Origin of the sequence: Mycobacterium fragae (assembly GCF_002102185.1) — a bacterium.
GTDB lineage: Bacteria > Actinomycetota > Actinomycetes > Mycobacteriales > Mycobacteriaceae > Mycobacterium > Mycobacterium fragae.
On record NZ_LQOW01000031.1, the window covers coordinates 20,152 to 36,987 of the forward strand.

Here is a 16,836-nt window from a genome sequence, read left to right on the forward strand (position 1 = left end):
CAATGTCATTAACCAGAAGCTGTCAGTGGGCAACAGAGCGCCCCGCAGACCGCGCGAAGGCTATGAACGCGCCAACGCCGCCACCGCAGCCGCCTTCACCGACGAGCTGAAAGGTTGAATCCGCTGCCTGGCAACAGATTTCCAGGCACGGTCCAACCGCGCAAGACCACTGCATCCACCTGCACGTGCGGTGCGCGGTTTGGTGATTCGCCACAAATCAGCCCATCACGAATAAAGTGACACAGGTCGATCGCCAAGCGGCTAGCGAGCAAGGTTCGCTAGGGCAGCATCGGCCACACGGAACACTTCTTCAGAGTCGTAGAGGTCGCGGTCGAACGTGACGTTGGCGCTAAGGCGACCGTGAAGTCTGAAGATGGTGAAGAGAATGGTTTGGGTTTTGGTGCTGCCGGTACCGGATTCGATTCGGGCGCAGAATGCGGGAGACTTTACAGCACCGACGTTCGTCACCGCGCAGGAAACGTTCTGAAACGGGCCGCGCCGGTGGACGGGAAGCAACGCGCCGCGGGCCAATCTGTTTACGAGCCTCTGCTCTCTGCGGGAAAGGGCACCGACGACGCGATTGAGCCAGTAATCGATGCCACGGCGAAGCCAGCTAAATTGACGGGCAATCTGCGACTGCAGTGGCGCTCCGCGCCGCAATTGCACAGTCAGGCTGCCGGTGTAGTTGCCGGGCACAGTGCGAGGAAAATTGGGTGAGTAACGGGCGAGATCAGTGGGGATCGCCATACAGACGCGCGATTTTTCTGGTTGGGCGGAGAGCATTGCTTTGGCGACCGCGAGACACATGTACTGGGTAAGCGAGAGATTGAGCTTGTGAGCTTCGGCGAGGATCCGATCGGTCTCCGGCTCGGAGAACTGATACGTGCGGGACGCGTAGCCGTTATTATGGGGCCTCGGCGTCTTGCCATGGGTGAGGTCGACTGTATTGCGGGCTTGTTTCAGTCCTGCATGTGCGAGATAGCCGAGGAGATAGAACGGCAAGAGTGCCAGTCCAATTAAAGGGGCGGTGGAATCGAAACGGCCCGCAGCCGGGGCAACCGGGACGGATTCACCGTCGAAGGCAGCGAGCCAGTATTCTATCCATTGCAGGGCGCCGAGACCGCTGGAGAAAGCGTGCCTCATCTGGAAGCAGACTTTCCTGTCCTCCATCTGCGAAATCCGGACGGGAAGCGGGGGTGTAAGCGCATGAGCGGGCGAAAGTAGCTCCTCAAGAGAGAATAATTGGGAAAAGCGCTGACGCTGGCTGTCGAGGGCGGCGTTCAGCTCCTCAGAATTGATCGGTACCCATGAAAAAGATTTATTAACAGGTCTGAGGGTTACCTGTAAGGCCGGGTTTTGGCGCACTAGAGACTCGTAGGACTCCCACAAACGATCCGGATCGTAATTGTCGCGGAATTTCAGAAAGAATGCGATGTCATCGCCACCGAGGATCGGCTCCACCGCGTGGGTAAACAGGCTGCCAACATGGCCTACGTCCACTGCGGTCTCCAGATTGATTGGCAAGCACCCACGATAGCTTTTACCGTACTCGTTCCGGATGTATCCGGAATGATTTTTGACAAGCCATTGTTCGACACCGTCGCGGCCGTCCGCCCCCAGCGGGGGCGGAGTGTCCCATCGAGCCGTCGCCGCCGCCACCGGGGTGTAGGAGGGCAGTGTCCGCACTGCCGTCGAACCCGCCGGCGCCGACGTTGACAGCGACGAGCATTGCGCCCCAACCAGTTCCGATGATCCATTATTGGAGGAGCAGGAGGTCGATTTAGGGCCGGTGCCTGAGGTCGGTTCTGGCTCCGAGTCTGGTTGCCTGGCGACGGCTTTGGATGTGGCGGCCGCGGGGATGCGTGCGTGGGCGGATCCGGTGCCGCATGGGCTGAGCTGGTGTTGGCCGCGCCGTGTGCCGGTTCCATACCAGCGTCTCTCATGTTGGTTTGTAATCCCCAGCGCACCAATATATTCGGTGACAGCTGAGTAGCGTTGAGCACCGCTATCAGCACGGTTGTGGTGCGCTCCCAGATCTCGACCGAGTTGTGCGCGATCCATGCCGCTCGCGGCAGGATGTGCTCGTGCTCAACCTGGTGGCGGCCACCCTGTTCAATGGCGGCGACGAACTCGCCCAACTGCTCTCCTTCCGTGCATGCAATCGTCCATGATGGACACATGGTCCCCGATATCCTCGACATCGAAACCATGCCGCGCGGCGGACCGGACGCATCCTGGCTGGACCGGCGGTTGAAGACAGATCGGCTCGAATACCTCGACCGCGACGACGTCGACGATCTGAAACGCAGCGTGGTCCGTGCTCTTGACCGCGGCGGAAGAATTTTCGGGACGCACAAGAAGTTCGCGCGCATCGCGCTCAATGAGGTCACTGACGTGCCCGATCCCAAGGTCCTCGAACTCGGCTCCGGCCACGGTGGGCTGTCGCGCGCGCTGCTGAAGATGCACCCCACCGCCCACGTCACGGTAACGGACATCGAGCCCATGTCGGTGGCCGCCATCGCCGCCGGTGACCTGGGCAGCCATCCGCGAGCGGTGGTCCGCGAGATGGACGCCACCCGGATCGACGCGCCCGATGGGAACTACGACCTCGCCGTCTTCGCGATGTCCTTCCACCACCTGCCGCCGGCGCTGGCCGCCCGGGTGTTCGCCGAAGGCACCCGGGCCGCGGACAAACTGCTGATCATCGACGTACCGCGCCCGCCGTCATTACCGCACATCCTGCTGGTGGCGTCGAACCTGCCGCTCTTACCGGTGACCCCGGTCGCCCATGACACGGTGATCAGCTCGCTGCGCGCCTACAGCCGGTCGGCGCTGCGGGCATTGGCCCGCCATGCCGATCCGGCGATCACGCTGGAGCTGCGCGGCGGCGTATACAGACCGGCGATCGTGGTGGCCCGCCGGGCCCGTAGCGGCCAGTAAATCAGTCGCGTCTTCAATTGGCTGGGTCGGCAGTTGTTGCGTCGGGCTGCCAAATGAGCGGGCGCTCGTTGAGCCCACGCATCGGGCGCCGGGCACATCGTTCTGATTTCTCTCGACAACTTGGGCGATCATGTCCGTCGACTCATCAAAAATGCGCGCGTACCGTCGTCGTTGCGTCACCTGACAGAGAAGGAGCATCCGATGCGAGTGATCGTCGACCCGGACTTGTGTGAGGCCAATGGGTTCTGCGAATCGCTGGCCCCGAGGATCTTCGAATTGGGGGATTCCGACGTGGTGCAGATCGCCGACGGCCCGGTGCCCGAGGATTTGGAGATTGATGCGCGGGCCGCGGTGGACCAATGCCCCAAGGCCGCGCTGCGAATCTTCGAATGATCGCCTTCAGCGACCAGCCAACGAAATCGGCATCGCGTCATAGATCGACATGTTGGTAGTCAGATTCGGGTAGGCCACCTGGGCCGGACCGAGGCTGATGCCATCACAACGCAGCAGCAGTTCGTCGAACACGGCGCGGATCTCGGCGCGCGCCAGCATGGCGCCCAGGCAGTGGTGCGGCCCGCCGCCGCCGAATGCCACATGCGGGTTGGGTTGGCGAGCGATGTCGAAGGTGAACGGCGAGGAGAAGACCTCCTCGTCGCGGTTGGCCGAGCGCAGCATCGACACCACGCGGTCACCTCGAGGGATGTGCAGGCCGTCCATTTCGACGTCGACCTTGGCGGTGCGCGTCCAGTACGCCACTGGCGACGCCCAGCGCAACACCTCCTCCACGGCGCCGGGCCGCAGCGCTTCATCTTCGCGATAACGCTCGATCTGCTCGTGGTTCGCCACGAACGCCTGCAGCCCCATGGCCAACGCGTTTTTGGTGGTGTCGCTGCCGGCGAACGCCAGAACGAAAAAGAAGAACTCCAATTCGTTGGTGGGCAGCCGGAACTCCTCGTCGTCATCGCCGGTGATGACCGCGGACGCGAGAGTGCTCCAGATGTCGTCGGCCGGATTGCGCCGCTTTTCGGCGGTAAGCTCCATCGCGTATCCGAAGATCGCGGCGTAGAGGTCGATTTCCTGCTGCCGGCTAAGCCGCGCCTCGGGGGAGCGGGCCTTGAGGATGCGGTCGAGGATGTCGAAGATCCGGGGCCGGTCCTCGTCCGGGATGCCGATGATGTCGCCGATGACCGTCATCGGCAGCGCGTCGGCCACGTCCTCGATCCAGTCACCGCCGCCCTCGGCGAGGAGATGGTCGATCATGCGCGCCGCCCGTGCCCGGATACCGTCCTCGAGTTTGGCGATTGCCCGTGGCGTGAACGCGCTGGAGATGAGCTTGCGCCGTTTGTTGAGCCCCGGCGGGTCCATGTTGATGATGGTCGGATACGACGAGAACATGTCGACTGGCTGGATCAATGGGCCGTCGACGGCGGTGAACGAGTCGACGTCCCGGTGCAGGCGCACGGCATGCCGGTGTTTGGTCGTCATCCAGAAATCCCGCTGCACGGTCTTGGCAACACCCGGCGTCAGCCGGTGGCGAAACAGTGGTCTGGTGCGCCGCAGCTCGGTGAACAGATCGTCGGGAAAACCGTTGCGCCACAAGCCGAAATCAGACAGGTCGACTGCCGCAGCGGTCATGCGCAACCTCGTTCTCCGGCGAATGGTTGACGTGCAATCACTAAAATAGTAACAATAGGTGCACAGGCCAACGTCGAGTGGTTGGGCGATTCGTGGCGCTTCAGCCCCAACAAGCCGACGCTCGGCGCGTGAAACGGAGAATTCGATGACCATAGACCCCTCGGAACGCGAGTTCGGGCCCAGCGGCATCGGACTATCGCCGTACCGGTTCCCGACGGGGTGGTTCGTCGTCGGCTTCGCCTCGGACCTGGCGCGCGGCGAGGTCAAGCGAGTGCACTACTTCGGGCAGGAGTTGGTGCTGTTTCGCACCGACTCCGGCCAGCTGAACGTGCTGGACGCCTACTGCCAGCACCTGGGCGCGAACATGGGTGTCGGCGGGACGGTGGAGGGGGAGAACATCGTTTGCCCCTGGCATGGTTGGCGTTGGCGTGGCGACGGAACCAATGCGCTGATCCCGTACAGCAAGATCGGGTGCAAGCAGAACGTGCGCATCCGCACCTATCCAAGCGCGGAGTGGTACGGCTTCATCCTGGTCTGGCATGAGCGCCATGGCCGCCTGCCGTACTGGCAACCGCCGGTGCTGGCCGAATTGGAGACCGACGAGTATTACCCGCTGCATCCGCACACCCGGATGGTCAACCGCGTCAAGGTGCACGCGCAGATGATCATCGAAAACGCGGCCGACCCGTATCACGTGCAATACGTGCACAAGGCGGCCAACCCCGCGACCACCGCATCCTTCGAGGTGTCCGGTTATCACCTGCACGCCACGGTCAATGCCCATTTCGGCGGCGGCCGGGCGCAGACTTGGCTCACCCCGAACGGGCCGGTCGATGCCAAGATCATCTACGACAACTACTCGCTCGGGTTGGGGATTGTTCGTTTCCCGAGTGAGCTGGTCGCCACCATCCAGGTCACCGGCCAGACCCCCGTCGACGAGGACTACACGGACTACTTCTATACGCAGGCCTCTGTCCGCGAGCCCGGCGACAGCGGTGATGTTCCCACCGGCCGGGCCGCCCGATTCCTTGCGCTGCAACAGGAAGTGGTGAAGCAGGACTTTTTCACCTGGGAGAACATGAAGTACCTGGAGAAGCCGAACCTTGCACCGGAAGAGGCGCACGACTACGCGGCGCTGCGCCGCTGGGCACATCGGTTCTACCCGGGCGAGCAGCCCACCCCCGAGGACTTCGGATACACCCCCGACGGCCAGCCGGATCCGGCGGCCGCAGAGGCTTGAGCGGCCTGATGCCCATCGGGCCCGCTGATTTCGGCGTAGAGGAATTCAGCGTCCCGGCAGTGCTAGATCGTCGCGCCGAGCAGTTCGGTGACCGGGTGATGATGTCGATTGCCGGCACCCCGGTGACCTTCGAGCAGATGCGGCAGAAATCCTGCGCGGCTGCGAAGGTATTGCGGGATAAAGGTATTGGCCGCGGCGATTGCGTCGCGCTGTTCACCTCGACCTGTCCGGAGTGGATCTACTTCTGGCTGGGCGCGGCGCGCATCAGCGCGGTGACTGCAGCCGTGAATGCTGCGAACAAAGGCGAATTCCTGCTGCACGCGCTGCGGCTAGCCCGCGCGAAGGCCGTCCTCACCGACACGGAACGCCTCCAGCGCGTCGATGAGGTGGCCGACCAGTTGCCGATGCTGAGCAGCGTGCTGGTGCAAGGAGATTCGCTCGACGAGGCTGGTGTGACGCCGGATGACGCGGTTGACGCCGGCGAGATCGGGGCCCTGTTCTTCACCTCGGGCACGACCGGCGCATCGAAAGCAGTTGCCACCACATGGCATTACCTGTTCACCACCGCTGCGACTGTCGCATCGGCCTGGCAGTTCGATGCGGGCGAAGTGCTGTGGACCGCGATGCCGTTGTTTCATCTCAGCGCGGCGCCTTCGGTGCTGGCGCCGATGCTCGTCGGCGGGACGACCGTGCTGGCGCCGGCGTTTCATCCCGCGTCCGTCTGGGACGAGGTGCGCGCGTGCGGTGCTGCCGGCTTCGCCGGAGCCGGCGCCATGGTGTCGATGCTTCTGAACCAGCCACCCGATCCGCGCGATTCGCAGTTGCCGCTACGGTTCATCTCCGCAGCGCCCATCGATGCGGGGGCATATCGCGACATCGAAAAGCGTTACGGCTGCCGCCTCGTCACCATGTACGGGATGACCGAGGCCTTTCCGATCGCCGTCAAAGCCGTTGCCGACGAAGGGGTCCCGGGGACATCGGGCCGGCCCAACCCCAACTTCGACGTGCGCATCGTTGACGACGACGGCAACCCGGTGCCCGCTGGAACGGTCGGGGAGATCGCGTGCCGGCCCAGACATCCGCACGTGATGAGCGAAGGCTATGTCACTGACGGATCGGGCCTGCGGGTGCAGCCACACCCGACGTGGTTCCGCACCGGGGACCTCGGTGTCCTCGACGGCGACCAGAACCTGACCTACGTGGACCGGGTCAAAGATTCGTTGCGCCGCCGCGGCGAGAATATCTCGTCGGTCGAAGTGGAGACCGTCGTGATGCGTCATCCGGCGGTGCTCGAAGCCGCGGCGGTCGGTGTGCCGAGCGAACTGGGTGAGGACGACATTCTGCTTGTCGTGACGCTACGTCCGGGCGCCGCGTTGGATTACACCGACTTGCTGGACTTCTGCGGTGCACGCATGCCGTACTTTTGCGTACCGCGTTATGTCGAGATCGTGAACGAAATTCCTAAAACCATTATCGGCCGGGTGCGTAAGGATATTCTGCGGGCCCGAGGTCTCGGGCCCGGCGCCTGGGACCGAGAAAGCCACGGATACATCGTCAGTCGGTGATATGGGAGAAAAGCGCAGATGACCATGACCTACCAGCAGCAGTATGTACTCGACGGCGCGGCGGGACGCGGTGCCATCCTGAATCTGACTGCGCGCCATAACCGCTGCTATTCCGACGGCGACCGCGATGGGTGGATCGCCACGTTCCGTCATTCCGGGGCCAGCTTCACCCGTGGTGGCGAGGTGTTCTCCGATCTGCGGGCCGCTTTCGACGGCGGCGGCAAACGGCTGGTCACCGTCGATCACGAGATCACCGTCGACGGGGTCAACGCCACCCAGCGCTGTGTCGCATTGCTTTTCGACGTTGCCGGGGGAGGCCCGGTCACGTTGCACACCACCGGGACGTACCACGATCAACTCGTCTACGAGCGTGGCGGGTGGTACTTCGCTTCCCGTGAACTCCAATGGGATTCGGTGTCCAACGGACATCCGCTCACGATGTGACGAGCATGAGACCGTAGGCGATGGATATCAGTTATCGGCTGGCCTTCGGGACTTACCAAGACGCGCTGCAGATGGTCGGTCTGGCCACCGAGCCGAGAACCGCGGGAACCGTGGTCAGTGCGGCTCGAATCCAAATGTTCGCCGCAATGGTGCGCGACGGTAATCCGTCCTATTGGGACGCCGAGTTCGCCGCACGCACCTGGGGCGGTCTGCTGGCACCGCCGGCGCTGCTGATGGGGTGGCTGACACCTCCGCCGTGGGAGCCGACCGGCCGCCCGCCCGTCTCGTCCATCGCCATCCGGGTGCCGTTGCCCGGCACCACGTTCATCAACGCGTCCAACGAGGCCGAATACCCGTTGCCCATCGTCGAGGGGGACCGGCTCACCGTCGTGCAGGAAGTCGTGTCGGTGTCACCGGAAAAGCGGACCAGGCTCGGTGTCGGTCACTTCGTCGAAACGCTAGACACCTACCGCCGCCAAGACGACGCCGTGGTCGCCACGAATCGAAACACGTTGTTCCGCTTCACCCCCGACAGGGCGTCATGACTGTGGATTGGGAGCGGCTCAGCGTTCCCGTCGAGCTGCCGGAGGTAACCGACGAGATCGACTACCAACGCGTGGTGATGAACTCCGGCGCAACCTGGGACTACTTTCCCGGCCATTTCGATCCCGAGTACGCCAAAAGCCAAGGGCACCCGACGATTTTCGTCAACACCATGCACCTTGCCGGCTTCGCCGATCGTATCGCAACCGACTGGGCAGGGCCGCAAAGCCGGGTGGTGCGCCGGAAAATGGCGCTTGCCGGCTCGATATACGCCGGTGACACCATGGTGGGCCGAGGACGCGTGGTCGCCAAGCGCTGCGACACCACGGTCGACCCTCCGCGTTATCTGGTCGATCTGCAGATCGGGGTGAGCAATCAGCGCGGTGAGCTGTGTTGCCCGGTCGAGCTCACCGTGCAGCTACCTGAGCCGACATGATGATCGAGAGCATTGGCCAACTGCATCTGGCGGTCTGCCGAAGGTTCGGCGACGCGGTTCGCGCGGCGGACGGAAGGTGGGATCGCCGATCGCCCTGCGATGCATGGGATGCCCGAGGTGTGCTCGAGCACGTCATCGGTTTTCACGACGTGCTGCTTCTGCGACCGCTCGGTTTGAAACCCGAACGACCACGCGATGATCCGCAGCTTCGGTGGCAGCTGACCTACGATCAGCTGGCGAAGGCGTTTGACGCCGGCCTTGACGGGGTCGCGGATGCACGCGCGCTGGTGCCTAGCCTGACCCGCGATGTGTTGGTGCACACCTGGGACCTCGCCCGGGCGGTGGGAGCCGACGACCGCCTCGACCCCCGGTGGTGCGAACGCTATTACGCCGACCTGCCGGCGGACCCCGGCGCCTTGGCCGCAACGGGGATGTTCGAGGCGCCCGTTGCTGTTGATGACCGCAGCGACATACAGTCGATACTGCTTGCGCAGCTGGGTCGTAATCCTTCCTGGAAGCCGGCCTAGGATCCGGGCAGCGGTGGCATCGCGCCTTTGCTCACCACCGACTGCAGCTCGACGTACTCGCTGAGACCCTCCGGGCCGAACTCGCGACCTATGCCCGATTGCTTGAAACCGCCGAACGGGCTTCCGATGTCGAGGGTGTACATGTTGATGCCGTAGGTGCCGGCGCGAACACCCGCGGCGATCTCGAGGCCATGCGCGACGTCGGCGGTCCACACCGATCCGGCCAGACCGTAGTCGCTGTCGTTGGCCATGCGGATCGCGTCATCTTCGTCACGGTAGGTCAGCACGCTCAACACGGGGCCGAATATCTCCTCCCGCGCTATGCGCATGTCGTTGGAAGCGTCGGCGAACAGGGTTGGCCGCACATACCAGCCGCGCTCGATCGGGCGATCCTCGCCGCCAAGCACAAGGCGGGCACCCTCTTTCAGCCCGGACCGGATGTAGTCCTGCACCCGATGCTGCTGCCGTTGGGCCACCAGCGGTCCGACGTCGGTGGCCTCGTCGGTTGGGTCGCCGACCTGCAGACCCGCCATCATGTCGGCCAGCGCGTCGACAACCTCGTCGCGGCGCCGTTCACTGACGAGAATCCGCGTCTGCGCCACACAGGCCTGCCCGTTGTTCATCAGGCTGGCGGTCTTCAGTCCCTTGACCGTCTTGTCGATGTCGGCGTCGTCGAGAATGATCGCCGCGGATTTGCCGCCGAGTTCCAGGCTCACCCGCTTGAGCTGTTCTCCGCACAGCGCGGCGATCCGGCGTCCGACGGCGCTCGACCCGGTGAACGCGATCTTGTCGACGCCCGGATGGCGCACCAGCGCCTCACCGACGTCGGCGCCCCCGGGGAGCACGGACACCACCCCGTCGGGCAGGTGCAGCTGCTCGATCATTTCCGCCAACCACAAAGCGTCGAGCGGTGTTTCGGGTGCGGGCTTGACAATGACCGTGCAACCCGCGATCAGGGCCGGAATCAACTTCGGCATGATCAAGAACTGCGGCACGTTCCACGGCACAATGGCCCCGACAACGCCGACGGGAGCCCGTCGCAGGTGCACTTCGCCGAGCACGCCGTGGCGGCGTTCTTCCCAGGGGAAGTCGCGTGCGACGGCCAGTGCGAGATGCATCAACGACGCCGCAGCGGTCGCTTGGCCCAGTCGGCTGAAACTCCGCGGAGAACCCATCTCGTCGGTGATCAAATCGGCCATCTCGTCGACGTGGCCGGCGTAGATCGCGGCGAGTTCTTCGACCTTGCGCATGCGCTCACGGGGGTCCAGCCGTGGCCACGGGCCGTGGTCGAAAGCGTGTCGGGCCGCGGCGACCGCGGTATCGACGTCCTGCGGGGCAGCTGCGCAGACGTCGCCGATCGGCTCTTCGGAGTGCGGCGAGATGACCGTTAGTCGCTGCCCGCTGGACGGCTTACGCCAGTGTCCTCCGATGAAAAGCTCGTCGTAGCAACGGTGGTCACGGTGTTCCGCCATCGGGGCACCACCTCATGAGGGCGACGGTAACTTCGCTATTGATGCTAACATAGCAAAAAAGCCGGGGACCCAAGGGTCGACAAGTGAAGGCCGATGTGAACACCGAGTGGCGGCGCTACCCGTTTCGACTGGTTCCCGAAGACAGCAGACTCGAATTCCCCGCCGCCGAAGGAGAGCACGCCGACCAGGAGTCGGATACCTGGTTCATCGCCGGTGAGCTGACCGGTGCGACAGGCCGATCCTTCGCGTTCCTGACCATCTTCAACAAGAACCGGCCGGGTGGCACGGTGGTCGCAGACTTCTACACCATGTCGCTATTCGATTGCGATAGCGGTGCATACGGCACCTTCACCGACTATGACATGCCGCCGGCGAGTATGCGGCCCGAGGCCAGGCCGAAGCTGTCTACGGCCGCCGGACACCTCGACATCCGATACGACAGCAGCGCCGGCCCGGTTTTGTGGACGACATGCCGCGACGCCGACGGAGAGCTGCAGCCCTACACCTACCGCGTCAACCTGGTCGGCATCGACGCGGCCGGCCAGACGATGCAGTTGGACTTGGCCGTCACGCCAACCCGCGCGCCTGTGCCGGTGGGCGCGTCGACGCACAACGGCAAGATCATCTGTTTCGGCCAGCACGACACCTATTCGTATTTTCAGACCGGGCTGGCGATGACCGGGACGCTGCGCTGGGGCGAAGTGCGCGAACAGGTCAGCGGCAGCGCGGGCCACGTCGATCGGCAGTGGTTTCCCAAATACGCCGGAGGCGGGGGAAGCGGCGGAGACCCGCGCGCCCGGTCGCACGAATGGCGCACCATCAACTTGGACAATGGTGTCGATTTGAGCATCTGGCGACAGTTCGACCGCACCGAAGATAATGCGTTGCAACCGTTCTCGGGCGTTACGGTCAGCTATCCCGACCCCGCGGTTGCGCCGGAGTGCGCCGAGGACGTCGAAGTCACAATCAGCAGCTATGTCCGATGGCCGGATTCGGTGCGGCCCCTGCTGCCGCCACTGGCGCAGGCCCGGTTCATGCCCGACCGGCACCGGCTCACCTGTGCCACGCTGCAATTGAATCTCATCGGAGAGCCTATGGTGGCCGCCCCCGCGCACACCCTGCCGATCGAATACATGGAAGGGCCGTATCGCTATCACGGGACGCTGCGAGGAAAGCCGGTGAGCGGCTTCGGGTTCTACGAACGCTCGCTGGCGCTCTACCGGGATTGGGAACTCATCGACGTGTTGGCTACCGCCGTCGAGAACCTGCAACCGGCCGAGGCGCAATTGGTCGGCCTCGTCGACCGCCTCCGCGCGTTGGTGGTCTCCGGTCGGCGCGAAAAAGCGCGGGAACTGTTGACGAACACGGCAGTAGAGCATTGCCGGGAAATTGTCGACGCCCTGACCGAGGCGCTATCGGTCCAGGGTTGACGGTGTGTGTGCATGTGCGCCGAAACGGACGTTTTGCAGGCCGCCTCTCGCACTTTCCCTGCAAAACGTCAATTTCGGCGCGGCTGTTCCGCACCTTGGAGTGCGTTGGCCCATGAGGCGTGGCGATGCTGGAGTCCGGGCTCGTTGCGGCCGAACAACAGATAATCGCGGGCCCCCGACTCGAGGTTGGCCTGTAACCCCTCGACGAGTCTGTAATCCTCGTCGCGGACTGTGGCGTGGGCATAGTCGAAGACCGCTTGAGCGCCGGCGGCCACGGATTCGTCGGACAGATCCAGCGGCGTCGAATTCTGGTGCACAGTGATGGATCTGCCCGGCACTGCACCCGGGTAGATCCGGAACAGCTCACCGTTGGCGATGGTCACCGACAAAACGATGTTGGGAAATAGCGCGTAGATCACCACCATGTTCTGGAACGGGTCCCACTGGTCTTCGGGAACGTCCTCCAGCTCCATGATCGAGTTGAGCGGAAAGATCAACCGGTGGTGTGCTCCGAAAGAATCGAACACCGTGCAGTTGCTGCGCGCGATCTTTGCGAACGTCTGCCGGTGCACGGTGGCGAAGTGGTAGTTCTCCGAAAAGGTGTCGACCGCTAATTTCCAGTTGATCGGCGCATCGAGAACCTTCTCACCAAGCGGAGACCACCGCCCGATGCCCCAGGAGTCGAGCTCCTCGGCCAGCGGTCCCAGGTGTGTGGAGATATCCAGCGTGGCACTGGGATCGAGTGCCACCCAAAGAAATCCGGCGAACTCGGTGGCCGGCAGCTCGGTCAGGCCGTCGGACTTCACGTCGACGTCGGGGAAGCCCTCCCGGCCGGGCACCCCGATCAGCCGCCCGGTGTTGTCGTAAGTCCAGGCGTGGTAGGGGCAGGTGAACCGTTTCGCGCTGCCGCATCCGGTCACCACTTGTGACTGCCGATGCAAGCAGATGTTGTTGAACGCCTTGACCGCGCCGGTGGACGTTCTGGTCAGCAGTACGGATCGCCCCATCACTGTCTTGGTGCAGTAGGTCCCCGGTGCGGGCAACTCGGATACGTATCCGACGAGTTGCGGGCTGGCCGTCAGCATCGCGACGTCACGCTCGTGTCGCTCGATTGATGTGTACTCGCGGGCGTGCACCCGCTGCTCGGCAGGCGCGAGGTCGGTCGTCTTGTCGCGCGCCAGCTTCACGGCGCGCCGGGTCAAGTCGATGAGTTGATCGCGGTCCATCAGCCCTCCGCCGTCAGTATGTCACCCCGACGCTAACTTTATAATCTTAATATTCACAAGCAAGCGCCGCTGCCGGGCGGAGTGCCGTCAATCAGCCACCAGGTGGTTCCCACGCGAATCCGCCGGGCGTGCTCACGCAGCTGACGGGTGCTCCCACGTTTGAGACGGTCGTCGTGCCCGCTTGTTGGGGGCCGCAGGGCATACCGACTGCGGGCCGGTTGTCTACGGCAACTGAGGTCGTCGGCGGCGGCGAGGGTGGTTTGGTTATCGATGGCGTGACCGCCTCCGGTGGCGACGGCGTGTGCGTTGGTGAGATGGTCGTCGTCGCTGCCGACGGCGGTGTGCTGGTTGGCCGCGTGGTTTCTTCGGGTGCTGGAGCAATGACAGGGGGCGGCGGTATGGCCGTCGCCGGTGCCGGCGGTGTGGGCTGGATGGTGCTCAATGAGGAGGGGGTTTCGTCACTAGTTGGCGTATCACGGAATCCGGAGGCTGAGCGCAGAGCCAGGACAATTACGAGCCCGACCAGCACCACCGTGATGATGGTGAGGGCGAATCCTGCCGTTTGCAGCAGCCGGCGACGACGCGAGGTTACCGGTGTGTCGTCAGCCGTGGCGCCGGATACAGCAGCTTCGCCGAACACGAGGTCGTCGTCAATTCCCATGTCTGGCAGGACATCTGGCGGGTCGACGGCACCGACGGGTTCGGCCTCGAACGGCGTCGCGGCGGCCGGTTCGGTCGGCGACTCGACGTCGGTCTCAGCGTCTCGCGGGATTGCCACTGCTGGCGCGATGACCACGGCGGTGGTTTCAGCATCCCTGAGGTTGGACAGACGGTAATTCGCCTCAAGCGCTTTGGCGAAGTCTTGACATCGCGGGAACCTGTCGCCGGGCGATTTGGCGAGTGCGCGGACAACGGGCTTGTCGAAGTCGGCCAGTTCCGGTCTGACCTGACCCGGTCGTGGCGGTGGTTCGTTGAGGTGCTTGCTGATCACGACGGCGGGGTTGCTGTGCACAAACGGCGGCGACCCGGTTAAGAGGTGAAAAGCTGTGCCTGCCAAGGCATATTGGTCAGTTCGGCCGTCGATCGAATCGCCCAACAGTTGTTCGGGCGCGGCATAGCTCACGGTGCCAACAGTCAAGTTCGTCGGTGTCAAACCGTTGATGTCGTCGAGGCGCCGGGCGATACCTAAGCCGGTCAACAAAATTCGTCGTTGGTCGGACTCGGGTTGACTGATCAGAATGTTGCTCGGCTTCACGTAGCGGTGCAGCAGCCCGTGATCGTGCGCGTAGTCGAGGGCGTCGGCGATTGCGGAGACGATCTCGACCACCTCGTCGGCCGGCATGCCGTCGGGATAGTTATCGCTTAGCAGCTGGGCCGCGTCGGTTCCGTCGACGTAGTCCATCGAGAGCCACAGCCGGCCCTCGAACTCACCCCGGTCATACAGGCCCACGATGTGCGGGTGCCACAGCGCCGCTGCCAGGTCGGACTCCCGATTGAACCGTTCGCGATACTCCGGGTCGGCCGACACATCGGTCGGCAGGATCTCGAGCGCGTGACGGCGGGGCAACCTCGGGTGCTCGGCCAGATAGAGCTCACCGATTTGCCCACTGCCGAGCAGGCGAACGATGCTGAACCCGGCGGCCGTCGCACCACTGACCAGCGGCATGGGGAGGATCGTACAGACCAGCCCGCGACGCCACGGTTGCGGTGCTGGCGGGCCGCGCGTACTGGCCGCGGCGGTGTATCTGCTCGTCGTGAACCGCCCGGCCCGAACGTTCGTATAAGCGGTAGCACCCGGAGGGCAGAACCATGACAGTCACCAACGTCGACGGCGGACCCAACCAGGTGAGCCGGTCAGTTGAAGTGCATGCTCCGGCGGCCGAGCTGTTCGCGATCGTTGCCGACCCGCGCCGCCACCACGAGCTCGACGGCTCGGGCACCGTCCGCGACAATATCCGCGCGCCCGCACAGCTGACGGCGGGTGCGCGGTTCTGCACCAAGATGAGGATGTTCGGGGTGCCCTATCGCATCACCAGCACCGTGACCGCGCTGGAGCCCGACGGCTTATCGAATGGCGGCATCCGGTGGGCCACCGGTGGCGCTGGGAGTTCGCCGCTGTGACGCCAACCGTCACGCGGGTCACCGAGACCTTCGACTTTCGTGACGCCGGACGCCTGAAGAATCGGCTGCACTACTACCAGCGGATGGGGTTCGTCCGGCGCAATGCCGACGGCATCGAAGCCACGCTGAGCCGCTTGCGTGACCGCTACCAGCGCTGACGGCGCAGGTCCCGCCTAACCGCCCCCACACATTTGAGAGGGATGTTGCCAGTGGCGTCCATGTGGTAATTGGTGTATTTGTCGTACTCTGTGACATGTGTTGCTGTCCCGGCGCGACGTGCTCAAATTCGCCGCCGCGACGCCCGCCCTGATCGGCCTTGGTGTCGCGACGGAGTCGCTATGCGCAGCGCCGGTCTCCGCTGCTCCTCTGGGGGTGTTGCTGGATTACGCGGCCGGCGTGATTCCCGCGAGCGATATCAAGGCGGCCGGCGCCGCGGGCGCCATCCGGTACGTGTCGGATCGCCGGCCGGGCGGCGCCTGGATGCTCGGCAAGCCGATCCAACTCGGCGAGGCGCGTGACCTGTACAGCAATGGGCTGAAAATCGTTTCGTGCTACCAGTACGGCAAGCAGAGCTCCGCCGACTGGCTGGGCGGTCAAAGCGCGGGCGTCGCGCATGCCAAGCGGGGCTGGCAGTTGCACACCGCCGCCGGCGGCCCAACCGGTGCGCCCATCTATGCGTCCATCGACGACGACCCGTCCTATGAGCAGTACAAGCAGCAGGTGGCTCCGTATCTGCGGGGCTGGGAGTCGGTGCTCGGCCATCAGCGGGTCGGGGTCTACGCCAATTCGAAAACGATCGACTGGGCGGTGCAGGACGGCCTGGGCTCCTACTTCTGGCAGCACAACTGGGGCTCACCGCAGGGATTCACCCATCCCGCCGCCAACTTGCACCAGGTCGAGATCGACAAGCGCAGCGTCGGAGGCGTCGGGGTTGACGTCAACCACATCATCAAGCCGCAATTCGGGCAGTGGGACTGAGCCGACTGCCGCTCCGCGGCGCGGTGAGCTGACTCGCGGGTAAGTTTCCAGCAAACTTTTCAATTCGTTTGCTGGCGGTCTGAATTTGATGATCGCCGGCCGGACGCGACGGCCGGCGCGCGCCGTCACGCGCGTGGGACGCCAAAATTTTTACATAACGATTTGATAACAATACTGCCTTGATCAGGGCTGTTGTGCCTACTCGACCGTAACCACCTGCACGCAGCAGGTTTGGTTCGCGCGCCTCCGAGCGCAGCCGAACGGCGTGTTACCCACGTG

At 64.0% G+C, this 16,836-nt stretch carries 15 protein-coding genes and 2 pseudogenes; 11 read left to right on the top strand and 6 right to left on the bottom strand.

Going from position 1 to position 16,836, the window contains the following annotated elements:
* Nucleotides 1-261: 261 nt before the first annotated feature.
* A complete protein-coding gene (locus AWC06_RS18555; protein WP_139820121.1) occupies nucleotides 262-1,524 on the bottom strand; it encodes a hypothetical protein in 1,263 nt (420 codons plus the stop codon).
* Nucleotides 1,525-1,903: 379 nt separating this feature from the next.
* Nucleotides 1,904-2,180: pseudogene (locus tag AWC06_RS18560) on the bottom strand (FGGY family carbohydrate kinase); the annotation flags it as partial.
* On the opposite strand from AWC06_RS18560, the gene AWC06_RS18565 reads away from it, so the two are divergent.
* Together AWC06_RS18565 and AWC06_RS18570 are read left to right on the top strand one after the other, a co-directional pair.
* Complete coding sequence (locus AWC06_RS18565; RefSeq protein WP_085199489.1) at nucleotides 2,179-2,940, top strand: class I SAM-dependent methyltransferase; 762 nt, start codon at nucleotides 2,179-2,181, stop codon at nucleotides 2,938-2,940. The pseudogene AWC06_RS18560 and the gene AWC06_RS18565 sit on opposite strands and share 2 nt — an antisense overlap.
* Nucleotides 2,941-3,141: 201 nt before the next feature.
* Nucleotides 3,142-3,333, top strand: coding sequence for a ferredoxin (locus tag AWC06_RS18570; protein WP_085199490.1), 192 nt, complete (start codon nucleotides 3,142-3,144; stop codon nucleotides 3,331-3,333).
* Nucleotides 3,334-3,339: 6 nt separating this feature from the next.
* Here AWC06_RS18570 and AWC06_RS18575 read toward each other — a convergent pair whose 3' ends face one another.
* Complete coding sequence (locus AWC06_RS18575) at nucleotides 3,340-4,575, bottom strand: cytochrome P450 (RefSeq protein WP_085199491.1); 1,236 nt, start codon at nucleotides 4,573-4,575, stop codon at nucleotides 3,340-3,342.
* Between the two features lie 145 nt (nucleotides 4,576-4,720).
* On the opposite strand from AWC06_RS18575, the gene AWC06_RS18580 reads away from it, so the two are divergent.
* From AWC06_RS18580 to AWC06_RS18605, 6 genes are read left to right on the top strand one after another with little or no spacing between them, the layout of a single operon-like run.
* Nucleotides 4,721-5,815, top strand: coding sequence for an aromatic ring-hydroxylating oxygenase subunit alpha (locus tag AWC06_RS18580; RefSeq protein WP_085199492.1), 1,095 nt, complete (start codon nucleotides 4,721-4,723; stop codon nucleotides 5,813-5,815).
* Between the two features lie 8 nt (nucleotides 5,816-5,823).
* The gene (locus AWC06_RS18585) at nucleotides 5,824-7,380 is read left to right on the top strand and encodes an AMP-binding protein (RefSeq protein ID WP_085199493.1); all 1,557 of its coding nucleotides are present in this window, start codon (nucleotides 5,824-5,826) and stop codon (nucleotides 7,378-7,380) included.
* 18 nt (nucleotides 7,381-7,398) lie between these two features.
* Nucleotides 7,399-7,824 carry a nuclear transport factor 2 family protein gene (locus AWC06_RS18590; protein ID WP_085199494.1) on the top strand — a complete coding sequence of 142 codons (426 nt, stop codon included), beginning with the start codon at nucleotides 7,399-7,401 and terminating at the stop codon, nucleotides 7,822-7,824.
* A 20-nt stretch (nucleotides 7,825-7,844) separates the two neighbouring features.
* The gene (locus tag AWC06_RS18595) at nucleotides 7,845-8,369 is read left to right on the top strand and encodes an FAS1-like dehydratase domain-containing protein (RefSeq protein ID WP_085199495.1); all 525 of its coding nucleotides are present in this window, start codon (nucleotides 7,845-7,847) and stop codon (nucleotides 8,367-8,369) included.
* Complete coding sequence (locus AWC06_RS18600) at nucleotides 8,366-8,803, top strand: MaoC family dehydratase (RefSeq protein WP_085199496.1); 438 nt, start codon at nucleotides 8,366-8,368, stop codon at nucleotides 8,801-8,803. The genes AWC06_RS18595 and AWC06_RS18600 overlap by 4 nt, the downstream gene beginning before the upstream one ends.
* Entirely contained in the window at nucleotides 8,803-9,330 is a 528-nt protein-coding gene (locus tag AWC06_RS18605) for a maleylpyruvate isomerase family mycothiol-dependent enzyme (RefSeq protein ID WP_227370932.1), read from the top strand. Before AWC06_RS18600 ends, AWC06_RS18605 begins: the two co-directional genes overlap by 1 nt.
* Here the strand turns inward: AWC06_RS18605 and AWC06_RS18610 are convergent.
* Nucleotides 9,327-10,802, bottom strand: coding sequence for an aldehyde dehydrogenase (locus AWC06_RS18610; protein ID WP_085199497.1), 1,476 nt, complete (start codon nucleotides 10,800-10,802; stop codon nucleotides 9,327-9,329). The genes AWC06_RS18605 and AWC06_RS18610 overlap by 4 nt on opposite strands.
* A gap of 95 nt (nucleotides 10,803-10,897) precedes the next feature.
* Between AWC06_RS18610 and AWC06_RS18615 the strand changes: the two genes are divergently transcribed.
* Nucleotides 10,898-12,232, top strand: coding sequence for a lipocalin-like domain-containing protein (locus AWC06_RS18615; protein ID WP_085200036.1), 1,335 nt, complete (start codon nucleotides 10,898-10,900; stop codon nucleotides 12,230-12,232).
* Nucleotides 12,233-12,300: 68 nt separating this feature from the next.
* On the opposite strand, the gene AWC06_RS18620 is transcribed toward AWC06_RS18615, so the two are convergent.
* Both AWC06_RS18620 and AWC06_RS23705 read right to left on the bottom strand, forming a co-directional pair.
* Nucleotides 12,301-13,458, bottom strand: a complete 1,158-nt coding sequence (locus AWC06_RS18620; protein ID WP_085199498.1) for an aromatic ring-hydroxylating oxygenase subunit alpha — start codon at nucleotides 13,456-13,458, stop codon at nucleotides 12,301-12,303.
* 91 nt (nucleotides 13,459-13,549) lie between these two features.
* A complete protein-coding gene (locus AWC06_RS23705; RefSeq protein ID WP_085199499.1) occupies nucleotides 13,550-15,124 on the bottom strand; it encodes a serine/threonine-protein kinase in 1,575 nt (524 codons plus the stop codon).
* Between the two features lie 143 nt (nucleotides 15,125-15,267).
* Between AWC06_RS23705 and AWC06_RS18630 the strand changes: the two are divergent.
* Nucleotides 15,268-15,737 (top strand): annotated as a pseudogene (locus AWC06_RS18630) (SRPBCC family protein).
* 97 nt (nucleotides 15,738-15,834) lie between these two features.
* Entirely contained in the window at nucleotides 15,835-16,557 is a 723-nt protein-coding gene (locus AWC06_RS18635) for a DUF1906 domain-containing protein (RefSeq protein ID WP_085199500.1), read from the top strand.
* Nucleotides 16,558-16,836: the final 279 nt, after the last annotated feature.